Consider the following 23249-nt stretch of genomic DNA (forward strand, 5'->3'; position numbering starts at 1 on the left):
AAAAACAAAATTAGCTGAACTAGGTGTGAATCTTCCTGAAAAAGGGAAGCGAGGAGAAATGTTCGCAAACCTTGATGATCAGACGAAAGAAAAAGCAAAAGCAATTATGAAGCAAAAGAAAGCAGGAACATTAACACGTGAACAAGTAAAAGAGAAATTGGCTGAACTAGGTGTGAACCTTCCTGAAAAAGGGAAGCGAGAAGAAATGTTTGCAAACCTTGATGATCAGACGAAAGAAAAAGCAAAAGCAATTATAGACAAAGCAAAAGCACAATTAGCTGAGCTAGGTGTCGATTTTCCAATTAAGGATCATAAATTTTCGATGAAGAAAGCGAGTAACTAATTGAAATATAGAAAGTGTATTCGAGGACAGATTTCTCTCTTGAAGAAATCTGTCTTTTTTTATCGAAAATTAGAGAAATGTATTAGGTTCTGTTATAATATCAAGAAGAAATATTTTTTGTATGTTACATAAAAATATATTGATTATTTCTAAAAATTCAATATAATGAACAATAACTACAAAATTCGACATCAAGAAGTGATGATGAGGACACGATCAATTTTTTACGATTCTCAGAGAGGGAGGCCTTTGGCTGTGAGCTTCCTAATACGGAAAAATAGATTACCACCTCTGAACTGCAGCAGTGAACGAACAACTAGTAATTGCTTGCCGGCAAACACCGTTATCTAGACTTGAGAAATTGGTGAAGTATGCTTTATTTTATCAATTAAACAAGGGTGGAACCACGAATACAACACTCGTCCCTTTTTTAGGGAGGAGTGTTTTTTTATTTCATTTTTGCACCACACTAGGATTGGAAGGAGGAAATGCGGTATGCATCATGATGAGAAAAACAAAATTGGTTTAACTGTAGCACTATCTATCGTTGTTGGGACTATTATTGGGTCTGGTGTATTTATGAAGCCAGGAAGTGTATTAGATTACTCAGGGAGTTCTAATATGGCAATTCTCGCTTGGGTAATAGGTGGCTTGTTAACATTGGCTAGTGGTTTAACGGTAGCTGAAATCGGAGCGCAAATTCCAAAAAATGGTGGATTGTATACGTATTTAGAGGAGATTTATGGAAGTTTTTGGGGGTACTTATCCGGCTGGATGCAAACAATTGTTTATGGCCCAGCTATTATTGGGACATTAGGTTTGTATTTTAGTTCATTAATGATTAACTTTTTCTATTTAGATAAATCATGGAATTTACCAATTGCAATTGGAACAGTTGTATTCCTTGGTATTGTAAATAGTATGGGAACAAAATATGGGGGCATTGTCCAAACAATTACGACGGTCGGAAAGATGATTCCAATTGTATTAATTGTTGTGTTAGGTTTTTGGAAAGGGAATAGTGATATCTTTAATGTAGTTGTACCATTATCAGAGAATCAAAGTATTGGAATGGCGATTTTAGCAACGCTATTTGCATATGATGGTTGGATTTTACTGGCTTCTATTGGTGGTGAAATGAAGAATCCGACAAAGTTATTACCTAAGGCAATGACAGTGGGGATTTTAATTGTAACAGCTGCTTATGTATTAATTAACTTGGCATTATTAAAAGTGTTACCAGCAGCGAAAATTGTAGATCTTGGAGAAAATGCAACAGCGACAGCGGCTAATATGCTTCTTGGAGAATATGGCGGAAAAATTATTAGTATTGGTATTATCATTTCTATTTTCGGTTGTTTAAACGGAAAAATTTTAACATTCCCGCGCATTCCAATGTCAATGGCGGAACGTGGACAACTTCCATTTTCTAAATTCATTGCAAAAGCACATGAGAAATTTAAAACACCTGCAAATGCAATTACTTTTGAAATTATATTAGGGATTATTTTAATGATTATTAGTGATCCAAATAAGCTCTCTGAGATTTCCGTGTTTATCATTTATATTTTCTATGTGATGACATTTATCGGTGTCTTTATTTTACGAAAACGAAATGAAGGAAAAGACCGTGCATACAGCGTGCCGTTATTTCCAATCGTACCAATTTTAGCGATTTTAGGGTCATTATTTGTAATTGGAAGTGCGATTATTAATGATCCGCGAAGTTGTTTCTTATCCATTGGAATGGTGCTTACAGGCCTTCCAGTTTATTGGTATTTAAATAAGAAAAAAGAAACTGAGATGTAAGAGTTAAAAAGCAGACGTATGATACGCCTGCTTTTTTTCTTTGTAAAAAATTGTTATTGATATGTGGGAGGATTTACACTTGATTGCAAATATCTTTTTGGTTACTATAGTTGTAGTAACCAAAAGAGAACGAGAGAAAGTGTGGGGAAAAACTTGAATTTTCGTGTATATATTTTAGCCATTGCGGCATTCGTAGTCGGAACGGTTGAGTTAATTATTGGGGGCACGCTGGATTTGGTAGCTGATGATTTAGGTGTATCCATTAGTGCAGCAGGTCAACTTATTACAATATTCTCAGTTGTATTTGCTCTTTCAGGGCCAATTCTATTAGCAGTGACAGGAAAAATTGAGCGTAAAACCTTATATATTGGAGCATTATCTGTTTTCTTGATCGGAAATATTGTTTCAGCGTTTAGTTTGAATTATACGATGCTTATGTTTTCAAGGGTCATTTGTGCGGCAAGTGGATCTCTTATTATTGCATTGTCAGTAACGCTAGCTTCTAGTGTTGTAGAGCCGCATTTCCGTGCGCGTGCAATCGGAATTATTTTTATGGGGATTAGCGGATCGCTTGTACTGGGCGTACCATTAGGCCTTGTGCTTGGGAATGCATACGGGTGGCGTGCACCATTTGTTTTAATTTCGGTATTAACAGTTATTGCAATTGCTAGTATTTCTTTATTCTTAACAAAGGTTCCACCGGTAGCGATATTGTCTGTAAGAGAACAGATTGCTACCTTGAAAGATAAAAAGATCGTGAGTGCGCAGTTAACATCATTTTTATTTTTAACAGGACATTTAACACTATATGCATATTTAACACCGTTTTTAAAAGATGTGATGCATGTGGAAGCGAACTGGATTAGCGCATTTTACTTTATTTTCGGTATTGCAGCAGTAATTGGTGGCGGCTTTGGTGGTTGGCTTGCAGATAAGTGGGGCTCTAAGAAAAGTATTATCTCTATTATTATCGTCTTTGCATGTGCCATCTTCACCTTACCGATGATGACATTCTCATTCCCGTTATTTATCATCATGATGGGACTTTGGAGCATGTTAAGCTGGGCGATTTCACCAGCACAGCAAAATTATTTAATTGAAATTGCACCCGAATCAGCCGGTATCCAGCAAAGCTTAAATAACTCCGCGCTTCATTTAGGTATTGCACTTGGCTCAACAGTGGGCGGAGCTGTTATTGAACAATCGTCTGTTATATATAATGCTTGGGTAGGCGGAGGTTTTGTGATTTTAGCATTACTTTGCGCAATTTTCTCGATCACGAGAGGGCAATCTACTCATATGGTAAAGAAGGAATCTATCGTTTGATAGGTTCTTTTTTATTGGGATTGATGTAAAATATTGTTAATGTGAAGGGGGTTTAAATGGAAAGGCGTGATAGATATGAATATAGATATAATAACATCTAGTATAGGAACTTTTTTTGCGTTAATCCCTATTCTTTTAATTGTATTTGTTTTTCGGTGGATTCGGCTCATGTATCTCAATTCTGAAGAACAGTTAAAACAAAATGAAAAGATAATCAAATTGTTGGAAGAGATAAAACAGCAAAATAAAAAATAGCAGAGGAAGGACCTTTGCTATTTTTAATATCTCAACTTCATTAAAATGCTTCGTATTTCCTCATCGTTCATAAAGAGGTCATGATGCTTCTCTGTAATTTTTGCAAGCGCGACATCGTGGTAGAAAAACTCTGTAAAGAACTTTACGAATGGCTGAGACATTGTTTTCATTGCTTGCCAAGATTCTTGTTCCATCCCAGCAAATAAAATTTCTCGATCATCCACGATAAGCAATAAGTAACGTTCTAATGCGTTAGGTTCTTCGGTTGGAATGAGAAAGTGAACCTTTGTCAGTTCTGTCTCCACATTGCCAACTACAAGTGCCTCAATATCAACACCTTGCTTTGCTTTTTCTTCAAGTAAAGGAAGATACCCCAAAAATGTATCATTCCAAGCGGAAATGCGAATGGAGTGTTTAGCCTCTGCTACGATTTGTTTGCTTTGAACTTGAATAGAAGATTGCATTTTTAAGCTCCAAACACGGTCATCTATAAAGGAGCGTTTTGAAATGTTTGTTTGGAGTTCTTTAATATTTGATTGGAATTCTGTCGTTAATTTTTGAATGGCAAGGTCTAGTGGCAGGGCTGTATATAGTTTTTTCTTTTCTGAGACGGAATCCATAACCATTCCTTTATCGATGAGCCGTGCTAATACTTCATATATTTTCGCTTTTGGAACACCCGAATGCTTTACAATTGTTGTTGCATCTAGTGGTTCATCGCTTGATACTACGACTTCATATGCCTGGCTTTCATATTGAGAGAAACCGAATTTTTGTAACATAATGCCTCCCGAACAAGATAGATTCTATACATAAGAATAAAGAAGTATGTCCATTTACACAAGTGCTTCACTTTTTAACCAAGAAAAAAAGAATAGAATCCGAATGGATCCTATTCTGGTGTCGGTTTAGTTATGAATCGCTTTGAACATGAGCGCACCATTGTTTTCAGTAACAGTTAATGTACCGTTAATTGCTTGAGTTGAGAATTGCTTGGTTTGAAAGTAATCTTTCGAACCAAGTCTTTCTAATATGTTATTTAAATCTTGTTCGCTTAGAGATGAATCTAGAGAACGAATAACAGTCTTTATTGTGGAATAAAAGGCATCGATTTGTTCCTTAGATGTACCTGATCCAGCGATAGCAACAGCGGCAATTCCACCAGTTGCTTTATAAATGGAAACGCCTAATCCAAATGTAGTATTAAATGTTCCATTATATGTCGCGATTTGTGTTGTTTCAGAAAAGAGTTTAATGTTACTGATGCTAATACCATTTGAACTGCCAACTGAGTTAATTGCATTTACTAGCTTTTTCATGATTTGAGCCGTATCTACTGAAGCTGGTGGCGGAGTTGGATTAGGTGGCGGAGTTGGATTAGGTGGTGGGGTTGGATTAGGTGGTGGAGTTGGGATAGGTTGTGGGGTTGGACTAGGTGTAGGGGCTGGCTTTGGCTCAGGCTTCGCTTCAGATTTTTCTGCGGGCTTTGTGTCCTTCTGCCCTGTGTCACACGCTGTTGCTCCAAATAGAAGAGGAATAGCTAATAAAGTAAGAAATAACTTTTTCATGTGTCCACTTCCTTTCAAAAGGATAAGGTGATTAAAAAAGGATAACATCAATATATGCACAACAGATGGAGAAGGATTACTGCGAATAAGCATATTATGAAAAATAAATGAAAAGTATAGTTATGGTTAGTAAAGTAGGAGAGAGTTTTGTACAATAGAAATGAAGCAAATATAGGAGGGAAACTATCATGGCAATTGTTGATGTATCGATTATTCCAGTTGGAACAGGTAATCCAAGCGTAAGTGAATACGTAGCAGAAGTACAAAAAGTGTTAGAGAAAAATGCGGACCGCGTGAAGTATCAATTAACACCGATGAATACAGTAATTGAAGGAGATCTTCCTGTATTACTTGAAGTGATTCAACAAATGCATGAAGTACCATATACAAAAGGTGCAAAGCGTGTAGCGACAACAATTCGTATTGATGATCGTCGTGATAAAGAGAGCACAATGGAGAAGAAATTAAACTCTGTTCGATCAAAATTATAGGAAAAAGCAGCGAATTTCGCTGCTTTTTTATGTGGATAAATTAGGTGATGTGGGTGTAGCCATGATACACTTTTTTATTATGGATGGTGAAGGTATGAGAAGGAGGAAGCAGAGATGAGTGACAAATTTAATGAGCAGTTTGATGGCTTGCTTGAAAAGTATACAGAACTATTGCTAGGGGAAAGCAGTGAAGAGAGAAAAGAGCAGGTACAAAAGTGGGCACTGTACTCTTACATCGCAAAAACAATGCCAGCTTTAGTCAAGCATTGGAATGAAACGTATCCAGATGGAAAAGAAGAAATGGTACATTTAATAGCTGATATTAAGAGGTTAAATGAAGAACACCGTAACCATAAAGACTGAAAAAACCACTTATAGAGTGGTTTTTTATTATTTTCGACAGAATATGACATTGTAAAATTTATATGTTTGATATTGTTTATTTAAATTTACATATAAGGGGAGAGATTAAAGTGGATGCTGAAAAGAAGTCGAAGATTTGGGAGTATGTCGGATGGGGCGCAATTGTCATAGTTGGCGCTTTTACTACATTTATGTTATTGATGCTTATTTTTGGTGATCCGAAAACGAAAGATAAAGCGGGAGAAGTGACAACAGATGGACAAGAGGTTCAATATGTCGGAAAGGATTTGAAAAAAGAATACTCTGTTGGAAAACTTGCTATTAAGGAATAAAGGGGATAATTAGTTATGAATAAAAAAGTGAAAAATTTTAAATATCTTATGATTATATTAGCCTGCATTGCAATTTTTGGTACAGTTTTACCTAATGCATTAGATCCGAATGAAACATTAGCAGGTAAAATTTCAATTGCAGTTTTTGGTACAATGGGTACTTGTTTATTATTTTCTATTACTTATTTTATTGTAAAAAAAGCTATTATAGCTTCAATGAAAAGGTAGATTATTATATGTCCTTAGGATTTGGATGGTTTCAGAACAGTTTTTTTGGGCGGAATTTGCCGATGAAGGTAAAGGAGTTCCGATTATTCTTTTAAAAGTAAAAAAAAATATAATTCACTTTAATGTTGAAGAAAGAGGCTATCCCATAAGTCGGTGAAATCGTTTATGGGATAGCCTCTTTATGAAAAAATCCTACACAATATGTAGAGGTAGGAGCAAATATCTTTACATGTTTCGCATTTAAATGAAACGGAATCCTATGTTTCTACACTTGATTTTTATAGGAGTGAGTTAGGTGTACTTAGGGCTTTATATTTGTATTCACCTTCAGTCATATTAGTATCTTTGTATAATGTATAGGGAGAAGTAAGAGGCGTGCGAGTAGTGTCGAATATTTATTTTAAATGAGCCTTCTCACCTATTTTTATAGTTTTTTTCTAAATGTCGAAAAAATTTTATAAATATTTGAAAGCGACATTATAGGCTTTTAAACATTTTTATAGTATTTTATAAATTATCTAAATAATTATTTGTATCAAATAATTTTAAACAGTGATATAATTTAGAAGAGGGGTAAAAAACAGACAAAGTACAGTCATAGGGGTGAATTACATGGAACAATTAATGCGCAATTCGTTTCTTTTTTTGTCAAAAAATAAAGCGTTAACAAAACTGGCTAAGAAGTACGGTTTACGCTTTGGTGCAGGGCGCTTTGTCGCAGGGGAGACAATTGATTTAGCTGCTGCAGCCATTAAACAATTAAATCAGCAAGGACTTTGTGTAACAATCGACTATTTAGGTGAGTTCGTTGATAATGAAGCAGAAGCAAACGAAATGGCAGATCAATCGATTGAAGCAATTCGCGCAATTGGACGCGAAAAACTCAATTCACAGCTTTCTTTAAAAATGACTTCTATGGGATTAGACATCTCAGATGAAATCGTAATGAATAATATGCGCCGCATTTTAGAGGCTGCAAAAGAAAACGGTGTGTTTGTTACGATTGATATGGAAGACTATACGCGATGTGGGAAAACAATTGAGATCTTTAAGCAATTAAAATCTGAATACGATAATATCGGTACTGTTATTCAAGCTTACCTATATCGTACAGAAAAAGACATCGAGGATTTAAATGCATATAACCCTAATTTGCGTCTTGTAAAAGGGGCTTATAAAGAACCAGAAGAAGTGGCGTTCCCGGACAAGAAAGATGTAGATGAAAATTATAAAAAAATTATTAAAATGCACTTATTAAATGGAAATTATACAGCTATTGCTTCACACGATGAAGCAATTATTGAATATACGAAGAAACTTGCCGAAGAACATAACATTTCACGCGATCAATTCGAATTCCAAATGCTATATGGTATTCGTACAGAACGTCAGCTTGAGCTTGTAAAAGAAGGCTACAAAATGCGTGTTTATGTGCCGTATGGAAATGACTGGTATGGCTATTTCATGCGCCGCCTAGCAGAACGCCCAGCAAACGTTGCGTTCGTTTTAAAAGGAATGGTGAAAAAATAACCAAGGAGCTAAAATACTCCTTGGTTATTTTAATTGCTTGAATGCATAATTTGCCATCTTTTTCGTATCTGGATATAACTGCGTACGAGTAGAAGACAGTACAACGTTAATAACTCGTTTGCCGTCTTTTTCATCGACTGTGACGACAGTGTATTTCCCAAGCGCAGATAAACCGCTTTTACTTCCAATTGCATATGGATCATCGTAAAGTTCCTCGCGGCCATAGTTTGCAATTTTTGGGGCACGCTGTGAAGTATGTAATGTTGAGCGCGTTGTATTCATATAATCTAGCACAATTGGGTATTTTAATGCTTCTTTCGTAATGATGGCGATGTCATAAGGTGATACTTTATTACCTAATGCGTCAGCTCCGCTCGCGTTTTTAAACGTTGCATGCTTTGTCCCGAGTTCTTTCGCTCGTCTATTCATCATTTTGATAAACTCTTCTTTTGATCCTGCAATATGTTCGGCAATGGATTCAGAGATTGGATCGGCACTGATGATTAGCATGAGTTTCAATGCTTCATCTCTTTTTAATTTTTCACCAGCATGAAGTTTAATTTTTTTGCTTTGACTCTCCGTTGTTATTGCGTTTTTAGTGACTGTAATTTCTTCATCTTTTTTCACATTCTCTAGTAAAAGAAGAGTTGTCATCATTTTTGCTATGCTAGCTGGATACGAACGTTCTTGTTCCCGTTTTCCATATAGAATTTCACCAGTATCAGCATCGATTGTAACGGCGTATTTCCCAGTGATAGCAGGCTGACTCTCTCTCTCGTCTTTTTGCTGGTTTGCATAAGAGAAGAAAATCATACTTGTAAACAGTGTAGCGATCATCACAATCATGAGTATTGTTCGTTTCATCATCGTTCCCTCTTTTGTTTTTCCTTATGTACAAATAAATTGGGCAGAAAAGTGGCCCAATACTCATTATGCCACGTTCTCTGCCCAAAAATATAGCGGAAGTTCAAAAAGTCCGGTAAAGATCGCCGCCCGCTTTCTTCGCTACATCGCCAGTCCGGTTCACATGTAGCTCCAACTACACTCCGTATCTTCCCAGCTTCCGTACGTCGAACTGCTCGGCTCTCTTTATACTCCTTTTTGAACAAGCACATATATCCTTATTTTTCACCCATGTTGTGCTTTTTATATTGTTGATTGTTACCTTGACGGCCTTTTTCAATACCGCGATCAACTGGACCTGCATTTCCTGTTACACTTGCAGCACTAACGCCTGCTTTTGATGGGTCTTTCTTAAGTCTTGCCATATATATTCCTCCATTTTCGTTAAATTCTAAAAAAGGAAAAAGCGTATTCTATCAAGAAATACACAGTTATAGAGTTCCCAAATCAAAGAAAATAATTTATTTCAGAAAATTTTATCAATAAATATATTGCGAAAATTTAAACAGTATCATATATTTATTAGTAGAGGCTCACTCATTGATTGCGACTTATGTCGAAAAATTGAATGAGCATTCATTCAAGAATAGGGGGAGAAATGGATGTTCCAAATTAAAAAGGCTGCTGTTCTCGGTTCTGGCGTAATGGGCTCAGGAATTGCTGCACATTTAGCCAATATCGGTATACCAACATTATTGCTTGATATCGTACCACAGGCGCTTACAAAAGAAGAGGAAGCGAAGGGACTTACGTTAGAACATAAAAGTGTAAGAAATCGTTTTAGTAACGGGGCACTGAAAAAATTAGTAAAGCAAAAACCAGCTCCTCTTACAGTGAAAGGTAATTTAGCATTAATTGAAGCGGGTAATTTAGAGGATGACCTTGAGCGCCTTGCTGATGTAGATTGGATTATTGAAGTTGTTGTTGAAAATTTAGACATTAAGAAGAAACTATTTGAAAAAGTAGATGCTGTTCGTAAACCAGGCTCGATTGTGAGCTCAAATACATCGGGTATTTCTGTTGAAAAAATGGCAGAAGGTCGTTCAGATGACTTCCAAAAACACTTCTTAGGAACGCACTTTTTTAACCCACCACGTTATTTAAAACTTCTAGAGATTATACCGACAAAAGAAACAGATCCACAAGTGTTAAACTTTATGAAATTATTTGGTGAAGATGTTCTTGGAAAAGGTGTCGTTATCGCGAAAGATACACCAAACTTTATTGGAAACAGAATCGGTACGTACGGTTTACTTGTGACGTTGCAAGAAATGATTAAGCGCGGCTATAGCGTTGGAGAAGTGGATTCTGTAACAGGTCCATTAATCGGTCGTCCAAAGAGCGCAACGTTCCGCACATTAGATGTTGTTGGTTTAGACACATTCGTTCACGTTGCGAACAATGTATATGAAAATGTACAGGAAGAAGAACGAGATGTATTTAAAGTACCAGCTTTCATGCATGGCATGCTGGAGAAAAAATGGCTTGGAAGTAAAACAGGTCAAGGTTTCTTCTTAAAACAAGGAAAAGAAATTTTAGAGTTAAATCCTGAAACGATGGAATATGAAGCACGTAAAAAATTAAAAGCTGCTTCTGTAGAGTTAAGCAAACAAGAAAAAGGATTAGCGAATAAATTGAAAGCGCTTGTATATGCGAAAGATCGTGCAGGAGAGTTGCTATGGAATATTATTACGCCAACTCTTTTATATTCAGCGAAGCTTCATAAAGAAATCGCAGACGATATTGTTGCAATTGACCAAGCGATGAAGTGGGGATTTGGCTGGGAACAAGGCCCATTTGAAATTTGGGACGCAATTGGCGTAGAAAAATCCGTTCAAAAGATGGAAGAAAACGGAAAAGTTGTTCCGGCATGGGTAAAAGACATGTTAGAGAAAGGATTTAGTACTTTCTATAAACAGGATAACGGCGAAAGCTATTACTACGATAACGGTGAATATAAGCTGATTGAACGTAATAAAAAAGCAATTTCGCTTAAACAACTAAAAGAGAAAAATGGCGTGTTGAAGAAAAATAGTGGTGCGAGCTTAATCGATTTAGGCGATGGCGTCCTTTGCTTAGAATTCCATTCAAAGAGCAATGCAATTGGTATGGATATTACGCAAATGATTAACTACGCTGTTGATGAAGTGGAAAAGAATTATAAAGGACTTGTTATCGGGAACCAATCGAAAAACTTCTGCGTTGGTGCAAACCTTGCGATGATTTTAATGGAAGCACAAGATGATAACTACTTTGAAATTGAGTGGGTCGTGAAAAACTTCCAAGATGCAATGATGAAAATTAAGTACTGCTCAAAACCAGTCGTGGCAGCACCATACGGTATGACGCTTGGCGGCGGTACAGAAGTTTGCTTACCAGCAGCGAGCATTCAAGCTTCTAGTGAGACATACATGGGATTAGTAGAAGTTGGAGTTGGTTTAATCCCTGGCGGTGGCGGTAACAAAGAGTTATACATTAAACATTTAAATAAAATGGCAAACGGTGTAGAGTTTGATCTGCAAAAGGTTGCAAACAAAGTATTTGAGACAGTAGCGATGGCGAAAGTTTCAACATCTGCGCAAGAAGCAGTTTCTCATAACTTCTTAGGCGATAAAGATGGTATTAGTGTGAATGGTGATCACTTACTATACGATGCGAAACAAAAAGCACTTGCTTTATATGAAGCGGGTTATAAAGCACCTATCCGCAAAAAGATACCAGTTGTTGGTGAAACGGGATATGCAACTCTCGCACTTGGAGCAGAAGCAATGCATTTATCTGGTTACATTTCTGAATATGATCTTCATATTGCGAAGAAACTTGCATATGTAATTGCAGGCGGAAAAGTACCGTACGGAACAGAAGTTGATGAGCAATACTTATTAGATGTGGAACGTGAAGCATTTATTAGCTTAGTAAGTGAGATGAAATCACAAGCAAGAATGCAGCACATGCTTGTAAAAGGAAAGCCATTACGTAACTAATAACGAGGGGAGATATCGTTCATGAGAGAAGCTGTCATTGTTGCGGGAGCAAGAACGCCAATTGGTAAGGCAAAGAGAGGTTCATTAAAAACAGTTCGTCCTGATGATTTAGGAGCATTAGTAGTAAAAGAAACATTAAAACGTGCGAATAATTATGAAGGACCAATTGATGATTTAATTTTCGGTTGTGCGATGCCAGAAGCAGAGCAAGGTTTAAATATGGCACGTAATATCGGTGGGTTAGCGGGACTTTCTTACGATGTTCCAGCTATTACAATTAACCGTTACTGTTCTTCGGGGCTACAAAGTATCGCTTACGGTGCAGAACGCATTATGCTTGGTCATTCTGAAGCAGTATTATCTGGTGGAGCAGAATCGATGAGTTTGGTTCCAATGATGGGGCACGTTGTTCGTCCAAATAGTCGCCTTGTTGAAGCGGCTCCAGAATATTATATGGGCATGGGCCATACAGCAGAGCAAGTTGCTGTGAAATATGGAATTTCTCGTGAAGAGCAAGATGCATTTGCGGTAAGAAGTCATCAGCGTGCGGCCAAAGCTTTAGCTGAAGGGAAGTTTGCTGATGAAACAGTACCTGTAGATGTAACTTTGCGTACCGTTGGGGCAAATAACAAAATCCGAGAAGAAATGATTACATTCTCACAAGATGAAGGTGTAAGAGGAGATACGACATTAGATATCTTAGGGAAATTACGTCCAGCATTTAACGTTCGCGGTTCTGTAACGGCTGGTAACTCTTCACAAATGAGTGATGGAGCAGCATCCGTACTTTTAATGGATCGTGAAAAAGCAGTGAGCGATGGCATGAAGCCACTTGCGAAATTCCGCTCATTTGCAGTAGCTGGTGTACCACCAGAAGTAATGGGAATTGGCCCAATTGCAGCAATTCCAAAAGCGTTAAAATTAGCAGGATTAGAACTATCTGATATCGGCTTATTTGAACTAAATGAAGCATTTGCTTCTCAATCGATCCAAGTAATTCGTGAGCTTGGCTTAGATGAAGAAAAGGTAAATGTAAACGGTGGTGCAATCGCACTTGGACATCCACTTGGTTGTACAGGAGCAAAATTAACATTATCTCTTATTCATGAAATGAAACGCCGCAATGAGCAATTCGGTATTGTAACAATGTGTATCGGCGGGGGAATGGGAGCTGCCGGAGTGTTTGAATTACTATAAAAAAAGTGGAGGCGGCTCGTCCAGAACAAGAGGACATTGGAGCTCCTGACATAGAGGCACTTTTTGCCTCGGAGGAAGGGGCGAAATGGCCGATTGTTCTAGCCGCTGGAACTGGATTAAATAAAAAGTGGAAGCGGCTTGCTTAGAATGCGAGGGGGATGGAGCTTCTGGCGAGGAGGCGTTCTTTGCCTCATAGGAAGAAGCGAAGTCACCGATTATTCTAGCCGCTGGAACTGGATTAAATAAAAAAGTGGAAGCAATAAAAGGGTATAAAAAATAAAGGGTGAGCCAGCTTCTTTCAAAATGAGAGGAGTGGCCTATGAAAATATGAAGGAGGAATTTTTCATGGAAAAAACAGTGGGAAATGCAGTTAAAGGCGGCAGCTTTTTAGTTGATGAGATTACGATTGATCAAGTATTTACACCAGAGGATTATAGCGATGAGCATAAAATGATAGCGAAAACGACAGAGGATTTTATTGTAAATGAAGTTCTCCCAGAGCTTGAATATTTAGAGCAGCATGAGTTTGATCGTTCTGTTCGCTTATTAAAAGAAGCTGGCGAGCTTGGTTTATTAGGTGCTGATGTACCAGAAGAGTACGGCGGAATTGGGCTTGATAAAGTAAGCTCAGCGTTAATCGCAGAGAAATTCTCTCGTGCTGGTGGCTTCGCAATTACACATGGCGCTCACGTTGGTATCGGATCATTACCAATCGTTTTATTCGGTAATGAAGAGCAAAAGAAAAAATATTTACCTGCTTTAGCAACTGGTGAAAAATTAGCTGCATACGCATTAACTGAGCCAGGATCTGGATCGGATGCATTAGGCGCAAGAACAACTGCTCGCTTAAATGCAGAAGGTACACACTATGTATTAAATGGTGAGAAACAATGGATCACAAACTCTGCTTTTGCTGATGTATTCGTTGTATACGCGAAAGTTGATGGAGAGCATTTCACAGCATTTATCGTTGAGAAAGAATATCCAGGTGTATCTACAAGCCCTGAAGAAAAGAAAATGGGAATTAAATGTTCTTCAACTCGTACGCTAATTTTAGAAGACGCATTAGTGCCGAAAGAAAATGTACTTGGTGAAATTGGTAAGGGGCATATCATTGCGTTTAACATTTTAAATATCGGTCGTTATAAATTAGGTGTTGGTACAGTTGGTTCTTCAAAACGTGCACTAGAAATTTCTGCACAATATGCAAATCAGCGTCAACAGTTTAAACAACCGATCGCTCGTTTCCCATTAATTCAAGAAAAGCTTGCGAACATGGCAGCGAAAATTTATGCGGCGGAAAGCTCTGTATATCGTACAGTTGGTTTATTTGAAAGCCGTATGAGCACATTATCAGAAGAAGAAGTAAAAGACGGCAAAGCTGTTGCAGCTTCAATTGCTGAATATGCAATTGAGTGCTCTTTAAATAAAGTATTCGGTTCTGAAGTATTAGACTACGTAGTAGACGAAGGTGTTCAAATTCATGGTGGTTACGGATTTATGGCAGAGTACGAAATTGAAAGAATGTACCGCGACTCTCGTATTAACCGTATTTTCGAAGGTACGAACGAAATTAACCGTTTAATCGTACCGGGTACGTTCTTACGTAAAGCAATGAAAGGTGAATTACCGCTTCTTCAAAAGGCACAAAAATTACAAGAAGAGTTAATGATGATGATGCCAGAAGAAGTAGGCGATGAGCCATTAGCACTTCAAAAATATTTAGTAAATAACGCGAAGAAAATCGGCTTAATGGTAGCTGGATTAGCTGCCCAAAAATACGGTAAAGCATTAGATAAAGAACAAGAAGTTCTTGTTAACATTGCAGATATCGTAAACAATTTATACGCAATGGAGTCTGCTGTTCTTCGTACAGAAAAAGCAATCAAAGCAACTGGCCTTGAAAAGAATAAACAAAAAGTATTATACACTGAAGTATTCTGCCAAGAAGCTTTCAACCAAATTGAAGCAGATGCGAAAGAAACAATTATCGCAGTTGAAAACGGTGATATGCTGCGCATGATGTTATCAGCGCTTCGCAAATTAACTCGTCATACACCGCTTAACGTAATTCCGAAGAAGCGTGAAATTGCTACGAAAGTATTAGAGGATGAGCGTTATACAGTTTAATTGTTTTGAGAATCCGGCAACCCTATAAGGGCTGTCGGATTTTTTTGTGAGTAATCGCTGTATAAAATCGATATCTGGATTAATCGTATCAATATACGCATGAACACGATCATCTAAATCAACTTCGGATAAAGTGTTCTTACAATACTATCTTTGTAAGAAAAGCTTGCTAAAATGACTATGATTTTTTAAGTAAAAGGTGAATGTGATCATTCATCTTTTTTTAGTGAATCATCATTTTATGTCATCACTTCACATGCATACAATCCCAAAATTAATAGATACTAAATGGTGAATGAACAAAGAAAGGAAGGGTTTTATTATGCCAAATTTAACAGAGCTTGAGCTTGAAAATTTACGTCATATTATTGGAGGGCATGCGACAGTTGCGAATAAATTAGATCAGTATGCGCAGCAGTGTACAGATCCTCAATTGAAGCAAATGCTACAGCAAGATGCACAAGCGGCAAGAAATACAAGACAACAATTAATGTCCTTTTTAGGTTAGGAGTGTATAGACTATGAATGAAAAAGATATGGTGAACGATTATTTAGCGGAGTTAAATGCTAGTTTAACGGGTTATGCGAATTACATAGCGCAATCGGATAACGCACAGTTACATCAAACGTTGATTCACATTCGAAATCAAGATGAATTAAGGCAACGTAAGGTATATGAATATGCGAAGCAAAAAAATTATTATCAACCAGCTGCTCCTGCGAATCCAATGGTTGTTCAGCAATTGAAAAGTCAGCTAAATGCACAATAATAAAATACGAAAAAGCGAGTGAATATCAGATGATCATTCACTCGCTTTTTCGTATTTGTATATATCAATACATATGTGTGAAATATTTTTCTAGTTGTAACAAATATGACGAAAAATTTTTAGGGTATGTCACAAAAAGTACAAAAAGATTGTTCAATGTTTCACAAAGTATCCATGGTTTCTATAGTGCGAATCTCTATAATAAAAAGTGTAAAGAACAAAACATTACATAATGATTTAGGAGAGGTTCTTATGAATAGAAACACAAGAAAAATCGCAATTATTGGCACTGGATTAGTTGGATCAAGCTGCGCATATTCAATTGTGAATCAAGGTATCTGTGAAGAACTAGCATTAATTGATATAAATTATGAACGTGCAGTTGGAGAAGCGATGGATTTATCACACTGCATTAACTTTACAAATACAAGAACAAAAGTATATGCAGGTACTTATGAAGACTGCAAAGATATGGATATTGTTATTATTACAGCAGGTCCAGCTCCAAAACCAGGAGAAAGTCGCTTGGATACTTTAGGAGCAAGCGCGAAGATTATGGAAAGTGTTGTAGAAGGTGTAATGGCAAGTGGATTTGATGGCATCTTCTTAATCGCATCAAATCCAGTTGATATTATTACTTATCAAGTTTGGAAAGTGTCTGGTTTACCAAGAAACCGTGTGCTTGGTACAGGAACATCTTTAGACTCTTCACGCTTGAGAACAATTTTATCTGAAATGCTTGAAGTGGATCCTCGTAGTATTCACGGTTATTCATTAGGTGAGCATGGTGACTCTCAAATGGTTGCCTGGTCTCATGTTACAGTTGGCGGGAAACCAATTTTGCAAATTTTAGATGAACAAAAAGAGCGTTTCGGCGAAATTGATTTAGATGAAATTGTTGAGAAAACTGCTAAAGCTGGTTGGGAAATTTATAAACGTAAAGGAACTACTTATTACGGTATTGGGAATTCACTAGCTTATATCGCACGCTCTATCTTTAATGATGATCATTGTGTAATCGCTGTTTCAGCCATTTTAGATGGTGAGTACGGTGAATATAATATTTGCACAGGTGTACCAGCAATTATTACAAGAGATGGTGTGAAAGAAGTCGTTGAACTAAACTTAACAGAAGCCGAGGAAAGCCGATTTGCACAATCCAATGATATTTTACGTGACTATATGAAAACAATCGGTTACTAAACTAGGAGAAGGTGAAACAGATGAAGGACTATATAATGTCTCGTGTTTTTAAAGGTTCTGCCGGAATTGCACAAGGTATTTTCGTATCACTTGGAATTGGTTTACTGATAGAAAATATAGGAAGAATTGTTGATATTCCGATGTTAATTACAATTGGTGTTGTCGCGAAATCACTTATGGCACCAGCAATTGGAGCAGGGATTGCTTTCATGCTTGGAGCAAACGGGCTTGTCATTTTCTCAGCGATGGTCGCCGGGGCGATTGGAGCAGGATCGATTTCGATTACTGAAGCTGGTCTAATCATTAAAACTGGTGAACCGATCGGTGCATTATTAACAGCAACTCTAGCGGTCTATATCGGTAAACGATTAAGCGGGAAAACTGCTTTAGATATGATGCTCGTTCCATTTGTGGCAATACTAGGCTCAGGCATAGTTGGTATTTGGTTAGCTCAAAATATTAGCCCTGTTTTAAATATAGTTGGAGCGTTTATTAAAGATAGCTCAGCTGGTAGCCCATTTATTGCTTCTATTGTACTTTCAGTTGTTTGGGGACTATTACTTATTTCTCCAGCATCATCAGCTGCTTTAGCAATTGCGCTTAGCCTAGACGGTGTTGCAGGCGGTGCAGCACTTGCAGGATGTGTAGCTCAATTTATCGGATTCTCTGTTATCTCAGCAAAAGAAAACAATTTGGGTGGTATTTTAGCACAAGCGCTTTGTACTCCGAAAGTACAGTTGCCGAACATTACTAAAAATCCAATGATTCTCGTCCCAACTGTCGTTGCCAGCGCCATTGTGGGTCCTGTATCTGCACTAATTTTTCACTTGGAAGCAGGTAAAGAAATTGCAGGTCTTGGATTAAGTTCTTTGATTGCACCAATTAATTTAATTTCCAGCCAAGGATTTGATGTTGTACCAGCGATGGTTATCACTTACATTGTAATTCCAGTAGCTGTTTCTTATATCATTTACATTGGGCTAAAAAAAGCAGGCCGAATTCATTCAGGCGATATGACTGTGCCACAATCTTAATTGCCAAACAACATATTACATTGAAAATCTCCTTTATATAGATAAAAGCAGACTGAAGAAGCCACAGTCTGCTTTTTTGTTACATTTTATAGGTTTGTTTTACTGGGATTGTAACAGTTTCTTTTCTGTTAACTAATAATAATTGCACACCGAGGTACAATGTGCTCGCCAATGCCATGCCAGAAACTGCATCTAAGAAGGCATGCTGTTTTGTGAATAATGTCGATAAAATAATGAGTGTACCAAAGAACGTAAGGATCCAATATTCCCACTTATGCTGCTCTCTTCGCTTATAAGCAGCTAACATAATGACAAATGTTGTGAGAACGTGGATGCTAGGGAAACAGTTTACAGGTTGATCAATACTATAAATATAACGAACTAAGTCAGAAAATACATCTGTCCCTACTACTGTAGGGCGGGGTACTGTTGTTTGCCACAAATAGTAAATCGAAAAGCATGTTAGTTTTCCAAGGATAACGCTGCTTAATGTTACATAATATTGTTTACGATCAGCAAAACAATAGTAAATGAGTGCTCCATATAAGTATGGGAACCAAAGTAAATACGGAATAATAAATACTTTTACAAACGGAATCCAATCATCAACTATAGTCGTAACGTCGAAGGCATGAACGCCAGATTTATTTAGTACATCGTAAAGCGGACTTACGAGTACGAGTAGAAGTATATAACTTAAGGGAAGAAAAGATGAAAGTTTATATTTTTTCATGAAAATCTCCTAGTGTTTAGTAATGTAAGTAAATCCAATTGATTATAATATAGAAAATCAAAATGAGCTATCGATTTTACTTACATTTTTTTGAATTTGCCTTACATTTTTGTCACTTGACTTTTGAGATGGGGGGAGTAAGAATGAAGCGTTTGCTGAATTTTTGTTTTCTTATATTGTTATGTCTAATAGGGGTGGGGTGTGCACAAAATAAGGATATACCACCTGTTCAAGAGTATAGCGGAAGGGCATTGGCTATTGGAGTTGTGGGTGAGGTACCAAAGGATACGTTTAGAAATATAAAGTTTGAGAAAATAAAGTTAGATGAAATGAAGGAGAAATCTGAAGAAGTTGACGGATTTCTCGTTATGAAAGAACATTTTGAAGAAGCATCAAAAGAAAAATATACAGATTTATTTTTAGGATTGAAAAAGCCAGTGTTTTTTATTGGTTTAAAGGATCGGCCCTATTTCATTTTTACTGAAAAAGATTTAGATTATCATAATGCGCCAAGAAATGGAGCAATGATGTATACACAAGGATTTGTAAACGTTGGAAGTGGTGAGGGACAAATTTGGGGTACCGATTTATACAATGATACGATTTCAGAACAAAGCATTCATAATATGTATATATATGTATTTCAAACGATTGCGGATTATTTGAGTAGGCAGTAAGAAGCTCTTGATTTAGGAGCTTCTTCTGTTTGATTTATTTAATCAAACGTTTGTTTAAGATGTATGTTCGTGTTTATCCTGCTATTCGTGGGCAGTCATACTCCCACTTCAACATTCAGCACAAGCAAAGAGGTTAGATGGGAGATAAACTTCCAGTAAAACCCCAATTAGTGAGGGCAAATAATCAGTGGAGGATGAAGAAAACCCCGCTGATTAAAGTTTCACTTTATGGTGTTTAATCTATCAAATAAACGTTTGTTTAAGATATATGTTCGTGTTTAACATACACGATAAATTGAGAGGAAAATATTTTAAATATAAAAATGGCGGAAAATAAGGAAAATTTGCAGGGGAAAAGAAAATTGTGACGAAATAAGTTAAAGTTTGGAGAAGAATCGTTTGAAATAATAGAATGTTTTCTATATGATAAAGATAAAGGTTAGCAAAAAGTAGGTGAATTTATGACAGTAACATTTTATTCATATCCAAAGTGTGGCACATGTCAAAAAGCGAAAAAATGGTTTGAGGCAAACGATGTAGCATATGAAATGATTCATATTGTTGAAAATCCACCGTCAAAAGAAGATTTGCGTAATTTACATGCGAAAAGTGAATTGCCATTAAAAAAATTCTTTAATACAAGTGGAATGCGTTACCGTGAACTTGGCTTAAAAGATAAGTTAAAGGAAGCAAGTGAAGACGAATTGTTTGAGCTTTTAGCATCTGATGGCATGTTGATTAAACGTCCAATCGTAACAGATGGTACGAATGTAACACTTGGTTTTAACGAAGAGCAGTTTGAAAGTGTGTGGAAAAAGTACCAATAAGGTATTTTTACATAATTAATACATTCACTGGAGGTACAGTCATGAGCATTCCAAATCATTTACGTTACTCTGAAGAACACGAATGGGTAAAAACTGAAGGCAACCAAGTTGTTATCGGTATTACTCATTTCGCACAAAGTGAGTTAGGCGATATCGTATTCGTTGAACTTCCTGAAGTAGGTGCAACAATTGAGGCTGACGAGCCATTCGGCAGCGTAGAATCTGTTAAAACAGTTTCTGAATTATACGCACCTGTAAGTGGTAAAGTTGTGGCAGTAAACGAAGAATTAAGCGATCAACCAGAACTTGTTAACGAATCTCCGTACGAAGGTGCATGGATGGTTAAAGTTGAACTTTCTGATGCAAGTGAAGTAGAGAAGTTATTATCTGCAGAACAATACGCAGAAATGACGAACCAAGACTAATTTTAATCGAAATAAAAGGGACAGCCTATGTGCTGTCCCTTTTATTTTGCACTGTGAGCGAGCCGCTTCCGCGTTTCTTGATGTCTAGCTTCAGCGGCAAGAACAGTCAGTCGTTTCGCTCCTTCCTGTGAGGCAAAGGGCGCCTCTTCGTCAGAAGCACCAACGCCTTCCTGTTCTGAGCGAGCCGCTTCCACGTTTCTTGATGTCTAGCTTCAGCGGCAAGAACAGTCAGTCGTTTCGCTCCTTCCTGTGAGGCAAAGGGCGCCTCTTCGTCAGAAGCACCAACGCCTTCCTGTTCTGAGCGAGCCGCTTCCACGTTTCTTGATGTCTAGCTTCAGCGGCAAGAACAGTCAGTCGTTTCGCTCCTTCCTGCGAGGCAAAGGGCGCCTCTTCGTCAGAAGCACCAACGTCCTCCCGTTCTGAGCGAGCCGCTTCGGCTTTTCTTTGCAAAAATAAACAGGAAACAACATGAAAATATCGAATATACTATATACTAAAGTAAGGTTGTTTTTATAGTATATGGTGATCGGGTGATGACATATGGTCTATGTAGAGAAAGTCATTATTGTCGAAGGAAAATCAGATAGAAGAAAGATTGAATCTATTATTCGGGAACCAGTGGAAATTGTTTGTACAAATGGTACAATTGGTTTGTCGAAAATGGATGAACTCATTGATCAGTTTTTTGATAAAGATGTATATGTACTAGTGGATGCTGATGCCGCAGGAGAGAAGCTTAGAAAACAATTTCGGAAAGAATTCCCGCAAGCTGAGCATATTTACATTGATCGTTCGTATCGTGAAGTGGCAACTGCTCCTTCTAATCATTTAGCGAACGTATTATGGGGAGCTGACATTGACGTTTATACAGAATATTTACGGTAAGGAATGATAGAAGTGATTGACTGGACAGGTGTTGAAGTAACAGCTCTAATAGCAGACCAAGAAAAAACAGTATTATATGTATATACACCGATGTGTGGAACATGCCAATTAGCAAAGAAGATGTTAACAGTGGTAGAAGCTACTATATCTGAATTGGAAATAGGAATGTTAGATTTAAACTATGCACCTCATTTAGCGCAAGAGTATGAAGTAGAAAGTGTACCTTGTTTACTCGTATTTGAGCGGGGAACACTTATAAAGAAAATATATGCATTTCATTCGGTTGAATATTTATATAAAGAATTACAGTAGGCGGCAAAGTTTTTGCCGCCTCGACATATTTCTTGGGAAATATGCCTGAAAGATAGAAGTAGTACGTTATTTGTCGAGAGAAAGTAACAGGATTGCTCTTTGAGAAGATGGAATGGTATTAGTAGAAAGTGATATGAAGGATGTGACTAGAATGGGATTATATTCGTTGCTTCAATCATTTGTAACATATGCTAATGCACAATACCATTTAGAACCGCTTCTTCGGCAAGGGGAAAAAACAATCAATTTTCGTTTAGGAGACGAGAGGTGCTCACTTCAGATTTCAAGAGAGTATATACAAGTTTTGAAAGAGGCGCGCGGAACAGAACAATTGATTTGCTTTCAGGAAGAAAACTTACGGAGGTTAGTTACTGGGAATATTAGGTTACAAACATTGGTGAATAGCGGATGTGTTCAATATAACGGAACGTATCGTACGATGCTATTATTAGAATCAGTATTTCACATATGTAAACCAATGCGAGTAGGTGCTTAATATTCTGAAGTTTTACTTTTTTCGATTTTTTTTTTGTTGACATAGTGAGTGTATGTTGATACAATTCAAGTCATAAAATATAGACAATTTAATAAATTTCAAATCAGACGAAAATTTAATCTGATTTCTCTTATCAAGAGAGGTGGAGGGACTGTGCCCTATGAAGCCCGGCAACCGTCAACTTTTATGTTGAAATGGTGCCAATTCCTGCAAAGCAAATGCTTTGAGAGATGAGAGGAAGGGATCATGTTGATATATGCATATAAACCTTTCTGCTCATTCTAGGGGCAGAAAGGTTTTTTTGTTGTTTGAATGAGGAGGACATTCGAATAATAAGAGGAGCTAGAGCGAAAGATTACTCACATGAAAAAATAAAAAAATTGTAGAGTGAACCTGAGCGAGCCGCGCCAGCTTCAGCGGCTAGAACA

Annotated in this window: 27 protein-coding genes, 1 pseudogene, 1 riboswitch and 1 other annotated feature; of the genes and pseudogenes, 23 read left to right on the plus strand and 5 right to left on the minus strand. The window is 37.2% G+C overall.

Annotated elements, in window-relative coordinates; all coding sequences use genetic code 11:
- From BLV40_RS25135 to BLV40_RS29490, 4 genes and pseudogenes are all read left to right on the plus strand, one after another.
- A pseudogene (locus tag BLV40_RS25135) lies at nt 1–343 on the plus strand (hypothetical protein); the annotation flags it as partial.
- Between the two features lie 192 nt (nt 344–535).
- Nucleotides 536–773 (plus strand) — a binding site (T-box leader).
- Between the two features lie 65 nt (nt 774–838).
- On the plus strand, nt 839–2152 hold the full coding sequence (locus BLV40_RS25140; protein WP_090695046.1) for an APC family permease: 1314 nt from the start codon (nt 839–841) through the stop codon (nt 2150–2152).
- Between the two features lie 153 nt (nt 2153–2305).
- Complete coding sequence (locus BLV40_RS25145; RefSeq protein WP_090695102.1) at nt 2306–3478, plus strand: MFS transporter; 1173 nt, start codon at nt 2306–2308, stop codon at nt 3476–3478.
- Nucleotides 3479–3553: 75 nt separating this feature from the next.
- A complete protein-coding gene (locus BLV40_RS29490; protein ID WP_090695105.1) occupies nt 3554–3733 on the plus strand; it encodes a hypothetical protein in 180 nt (59 codons plus the stop codon).
- A gap of 23 nt (nt 3734–3756) precedes the next feature.
- On the opposite strand, the gene BLV40_RS25155 is transcribed toward BLV40_RS29490, so the two are convergent.
- Together BLV40_RS25155 and BLV40_RS25160 are read right to left on the minus strand one after the other, a co-directional pair.
- The gene (locus tag BLV40_RS25155) at nt 3757–4515 is read right to left on the minus strand and encodes a TrmB family transcriptional regulator (protein WP_026594147.1); all 759 of its coding nucleotides are present in this window, start codon (nt 4513–4515) and stop codon (nt 3757–3759) included.
- A gap of 126 nt (nt 4516–4641) precedes the next feature.
- Nucleotides 4642–5301: an adhesin gene (locus BLV40_RS25160; protein ID WP_090695049.1), complete on the minus strand. Its 660-nt coding sequence runs from the start codon at nt 5299–5301 to the stop codon at nt 4642–4644.
- Between the two features lie 188 nt (nt 5302–5489).
- Here BLV40_RS25160 and BLV40_RS25165 point away from each other — a divergent pair, with 188 nt between their 5' ends.
- From BLV40_RS25165 to BLV40_RS25185, 5 genes are all read left to right on the plus strand, one after another.
- Nucleotides 5490–5792 carry an MTH1187 family thiamine-binding protein gene (locus tag BLV40_RS25165; protein WP_001018864.1) on the plus strand — a complete coding sequence of 101 codons (303 nt, stop codon included), beginning with the start codon at nt 5490–5492 and terminating at the stop codon, nt 5790–5792.
- Nucleotides 5793–5906: 114 nt separating this feature from the next.
- Complete coding sequence (locus BLV40_RS25170; protein WP_090695052.1) at nt 5907–6155, plus strand: YusU family protein; 249 nt, start codon at nt 5907–5909, stop codon at nt 6153–6155.
- 110 nt (nt 6156–6265) lie between these two features.
- Nucleotides 6266–6487, plus strand: coding sequence for a hypothetical protein (locus tag BLV40_RS25175; protein WP_211482140.1), 222 nt, complete (start codon nt 6266–6268; stop codon nt 6485–6487).
- A 15-nt stretch (nt 6488–6502) separates the two neighbouring features.
- Nucleotides 6503–6715: a hypothetical protein gene (locus BLV40_RS25180; protein WP_026594153.1), complete on the plus strand. Its 213-nt coding sequence runs from the start codon at nt 6503–6505 to the stop codon at nt 6713–6715.
- A gap of 612 nt (nt 6716–7327) precedes the next feature.
- Complete coding sequence (locus BLV40_RS25185; protein ID WP_026594154.1) at nt 7328–8245, plus strand: proline dehydrogenase family protein; 918 nt, start codon at nt 7328–7330, stop codon at nt 8243–8245.
- A gap of 24 nt (nt 8246–8269) precedes the next feature.
- On the opposite strand, the gene BLV40_RS25190 is transcribed toward BLV40_RS25185, so the two are convergent.
- Nucleotides 8270–9109, minus strand: coding sequence for a D-alanyl-D-alanine carboxypeptidase family protein (locus BLV40_RS25190; RefSeq protein ID WP_090695055.1), 840 nt, complete (start codon nt 9107–9109; stop codon nt 8270–8272).
- 257 nt (nt 9110–9366) lie between these two features.
- A complete protein-coding gene (locus BLV40_RS25200) occupies nt 9367–9513 on the minus strand; it encodes a YuzL family protein (RefSeq protein WP_003201682.1) in 147 nt (48 codons plus the stop codon).
- 237 nt (nt 9514–9750) lie between these two features.
- Between BLV40_RS25200 and BLV40_RS25205 the strand changes: the two genes are divergently transcribed.
- From BLV40_RS25205 to BLV40_RS25235, 8 genes are all read left to right on the plus strand, one after another.
- Nucleotides 9751–12132 carry a 3-hydroxyacyl-CoA dehydrogenase/enoyl-CoA hydratase family protein gene (locus BLV40_RS25205; RefSeq protein WP_090695062.1) on the plus strand — a complete coding sequence of 794 codons (2382 nt, stop codon included), beginning with the start codon at nt 9751–9753 and terminating at the stop codon, nt 12130–12132.
- Nucleotides 12133–12153: 21 nt separating this feature from the next.
- Nucleotides 12154–13329 carry an acetyl-CoA C-acetyltransferase gene (locus BLV40_RS25210; protein WP_026594158.1) on the plus strand — a complete coding sequence of 392 codons (1176 nt, stop codon included), beginning with the start codon at nt 12154–12156 and terminating at the stop codon, nt 13327–13329.
- 5 nt (nt 13330–13334) lie between these two features.
- Nucleotides 13335–13475 (plus strand): hypothetical protein, encoded by a 141-nt coding sequence (locus tag BLV40_RS28965; protein ID WP_211482141.1) that lies wholly within the window; start codon nt 13335–13337, stop codon nt 13473–13475.
- A 199-nt stretch (nt 13476–13674) separates the two neighbouring features.
- A complete protein-coding gene (locus tag BLV40_RS25215) occupies nt 13675–15459 on the plus strand; it encodes an acyl-CoA dehydrogenase family protein (RefSeq protein ID WP_090695066.1) in 1785 nt (594 codons plus the stop codon).
- A 322-nt stretch (nt 15460–15781) separates the two neighbouring features.
- A complete protein-coding gene (locus BLV40_RS25220; protein WP_016112410.1) occupies nt 15782–15967 on the plus strand; it encodes a hypothetical protein in 186 nt (61 codons plus the stop codon).
- Nucleotides 15968–15980: 13 nt separating this feature from the next.
- Nucleotides 15981–16229: a spore coat protein gene (locus BLV40_RS25225; RefSeq protein WP_026594160.1), complete on the plus strand. Its 249-nt coding sequence runs from the start codon at nt 15981–15983 to the stop codon at nt 16227–16229.
- A gap of 126 nt (nt 16230–16355) precedes the next feature.
- The gene (locus tag BLV40_RS25230) at nt 16356–17432 is read left to right on the plus strand and encodes an L-lactate dehydrogenase (RefSeq protein WP_244525453.1); all 1077 of its coding nucleotides are present in this window, start codon (nt 16356–16358) and stop codon (nt 17430–17432) included.
- Between the two features lie 20 nt (nt 17433–17452).
- Nucleotides 17453–18466 (plus strand): PTS sugar transporter subunit IIC, encoded by a 1014-nt coding sequence (locus tag BLV40_RS25235; protein ID WP_090695073.1) that lies wholly within the window; start codon nt 17453–17455, stop codon nt 18464–18466.
- 79 nt (nt 18467–18545) lie between these two features.
- On the opposite strand, the gene BLV40_RS25240 is transcribed toward BLV40_RS25235, so the two are convergent.
- On the minus strand, nt 18546–19199 hold the full coding sequence (locus BLV40_RS25240) for a phosphatase PAP2 family protein (RefSeq protein WP_090695076.1): 654 nt from the start codon (nt 19197–19199) through the stop codon (nt 18546–18548).
- A gap of 143 nt (nt 19200–19342) precedes the next feature.
- Between BLV40_RS25240 and BLV40_RS25245 the strand changes: the two genes are divergently transcribed.
- The 6 genes from BLV40_RS25245 to BLV40_RS25280 all read left to right on the plus strand — a co-directional run bounded on the left by BLV40_RS25245 (nt 19343) and on the right by BLV40_RS25280 (nt 22821).
- A complete protein-coding gene (locus BLV40_RS25245; RefSeq protein WP_090695079.1) occupies nt 19343–19876 on the plus strand; it encodes a hypothetical protein in 534 nt (177 codons plus the stop codon).
- Nucleotides 19877–20337: 461 nt separating this feature from the next.
- A complete protein-coding gene (locus tag BLV40_RS25250; RefSeq protein WP_090695081.1) occupies nt 20338–20703 on the plus strand; it encodes an arsenate reductase family protein in 366 nt (121 codons plus the stop codon).
- Nucleotides 20704–20744: 41 nt separating this feature from the next.
- A complete protein-coding gene (gene gcvH, locus BLV40_RS25255) occupies nt 20745–21128 on the plus strand; it encodes a glycine cleavage system protein GcvH (protein ID WP_026594166.1) in 384 nt (127 codons plus the stop codon).
- A gap of 540 nt (nt 21129–21668) precedes the next feature.
- On the plus strand, nt 21669–22013 hold the full coding sequence (locus tag BLV40_RS25270; RefSeq protein WP_026594167.1) for a toprim domain-containing protein: 345 nt from the start codon (nt 21669–21671) through the stop codon (nt 22011–22013).
- A 3-nt stretch (nt 22014–22016) separates the two neighbouring features.
- Nucleotides 22017–22325: a thioredoxin family protein gene (locus BLV40_RS25275; RefSeq protein ID WP_090695086.1), complete on the plus strand. Its 309-nt coding sequence runs from the start codon at nt 22017–22019 to the stop codon at nt 22323–22325.
- A gap of 151 nt (nt 22326–22476) precedes the next feature.
- Nucleotides 22477–22821: a hypothetical protein gene (locus BLV40_RS25280; protein ID WP_026594169.1), complete on the plus strand. Its 345-nt coding sequence runs from the start codon at nt 22477–22479 to the stop codon at nt 22819–22821.
- A 127-nt stretch (nt 22822–22948) separates the two neighbouring features.
- A riboswitch (SAM riboswitch) is annotated at nt 22949–23058 on the plus strand.
- Nucleotides 23059–23249 lie beyond the last annotated feature (191 nt).

The organism is Bacillus sp. 166amftsu (assembly GCF_900107445.1).
Lineage (GTDB): Bacteria > Bacillota > Bacilli > Bacillales > Bacillaceae_G > Bacillus_A > Bacillus_A arachidis.

Bases quoted from the DNA above. Each gene is read 5' to 3' on its own strand.
- BLV40_RS25140 (WP_090695046.1), top strand. From the start codon at position 839: ATGCATCATGATGAGAAAAACAAAATTGGTTTAACTGTAGCACTATCT.
- BLV40_RS29490 (WP_090695105.1), top strand. From the start codon at position 3,554: ATGAATATAGATATAATAACATCTAGTATAGGAACTTTTTTTGCGTTA.
- BLV40_RS25155 (WP_026594147.1), bottom strand. From the start codon at position 4,515: ATGTTACAAAAATTCGGTTTCTCTCAATATGAAAGCCAGGCATATGAA.
- BLV40_RS25160 (WP_090695049.1), bottom strand. From the start codon at position 5,301: ATGAAAAAGTTATTTCTTACTTTATTAGCTATTCCTCTTCTATTTGGA.
- BLV40_RS25165 (WP_001018864.1), top strand. From the start codon at position 5,490: ATGGCAATTGTTGATGTATCGATTATTCCAGTTGGAACAGGTAATCCA.
- BLV40_RS25170 (WP_090695052.1), top strand. From the start codon at position 5,907: ATGAGTGACAAATTTAATGAGCAGTTTGATGGCTTGCTTGAAAAGTAT.
- BLV40_RS25180 (WP_026594153.1), top strand. From the start codon at position 6,503: ATGAATAAAAAAGTGAAAAATTTTAAATATCTTATGATTATATTAGCC.
- BLV40_RS25185 (WP_026594154.1), top strand. From the start codon at position 7,328: ATGGAACAATTAATGCGCAATTCGTTTCTTTTTTTGTCAAAAAATAAA.
- BLV40_RS25190 (WP_090695055.1), bottom strand. From the start codon at position 9,109: ATGAAACGAACAATACTCATGATTGTGATGATCGCTACACTGTTTACA.
- BLV40_RS25200 (WP_003201682.1), bottom strand. From the start codon at position 9,513: ATGGCAAGACTTAAGAAAGACCCATCAAAAGCAGGCGTTAGTGCTGCA.
- BLV40_RS25205 (WP_090695062.1), top strand. From the start codon at position 9,751: ATGTTCCAAATTAAAAAGGCTGCTGTTCTCGGTTCTGGCGTAATGGGC.
- BLV40_RS25210 (WP_026594158.1), top strand. From the start codon at position 12,154: ATGAGAGAAGCTGTCATTGTTGCGGGAGCAAGAACGCCAATTGGTAAG.
- BLV40_RS25215 (WP_090695066.1), top strand. From the start codon at position 13,675: ATGGAAAAAACAGTGGGAAATGCAGTTAAAGGCGGCAGCTTTTTAGTT.
- BLV40_RS25220 (WP_016112410.1), top strand. From the start codon at position 15,782: ATGCCAAATTTAACAGAGCTTGAGCTTGAAAATTTACGTCATATTATT.
- BLV40_RS25225 (WP_026594160.1), top strand. From the start codon at position 15,981: ATGAATGAAAAAGATATGGTGAACGATTATTTAGCGGAGTTAAATGCT.
- BLV40_RS25230 (WP_244525453.1), top strand. From the start codon at position 16,356: ATGTCACAAAAAGTACAAAAAGATTGTTCAATGTTTCACAAAGTATCC.
- BLV40_RS25235 (WP_090695073.1), top strand. From the start codon at position 17,453: ATGAAGGACTATATAATGTCTCGTGTTTTTAAAGGTTCTGCCGGAATT.
- BLV40_RS25240 (WP_090695076.1), bottom strand. From the start codon at position 19,199: ATGAAAAAATATAAACTTTCATCTTTTCTTCCCTTAAGTTATATACTT.
- BLV40_RS25245 (WP_090695079.1), top strand. From the start codon at position 19,343: ATGAAGCGTTTGCTGAATTTTTGTTTTCTTATATTGTTATGTCTAATA.
- BLV40_RS25250 (WP_090695081.1), top strand. From the start codon at position 20,338: ATGACAGTAACATTTTATTCATATCCAAAGTGTGGCACATGTCAAAAA.
- gcvH (WP_026594166.1), top strand. From the start codon at position 20,745: ATGAGCATTCCAAATCATTTACGTTACTCTGAAGAACACGAATGGGTA.
- BLV40_RS25270 (WP_026594167.1), top strand. From the start codon at position 21,669: ATGGTCTATGTAGAGAAAGTCATTATTGTCGAAGGAAAATCAGATAGA.
- BLV40_RS25275 (WP_090695086.1), top strand. From the start codon at position 22,017: ATGATAGAAGTGATTGACTGGACAGGTGTTGAAGTAACAGCTCTAATA.
- BLV40_RS25280 (WP_026594169.1), top strand. From the start codon at position 22,477: ATGGGATTATATTCGTTGCTTCAATCATTTGTAACATATGCTAATGCA.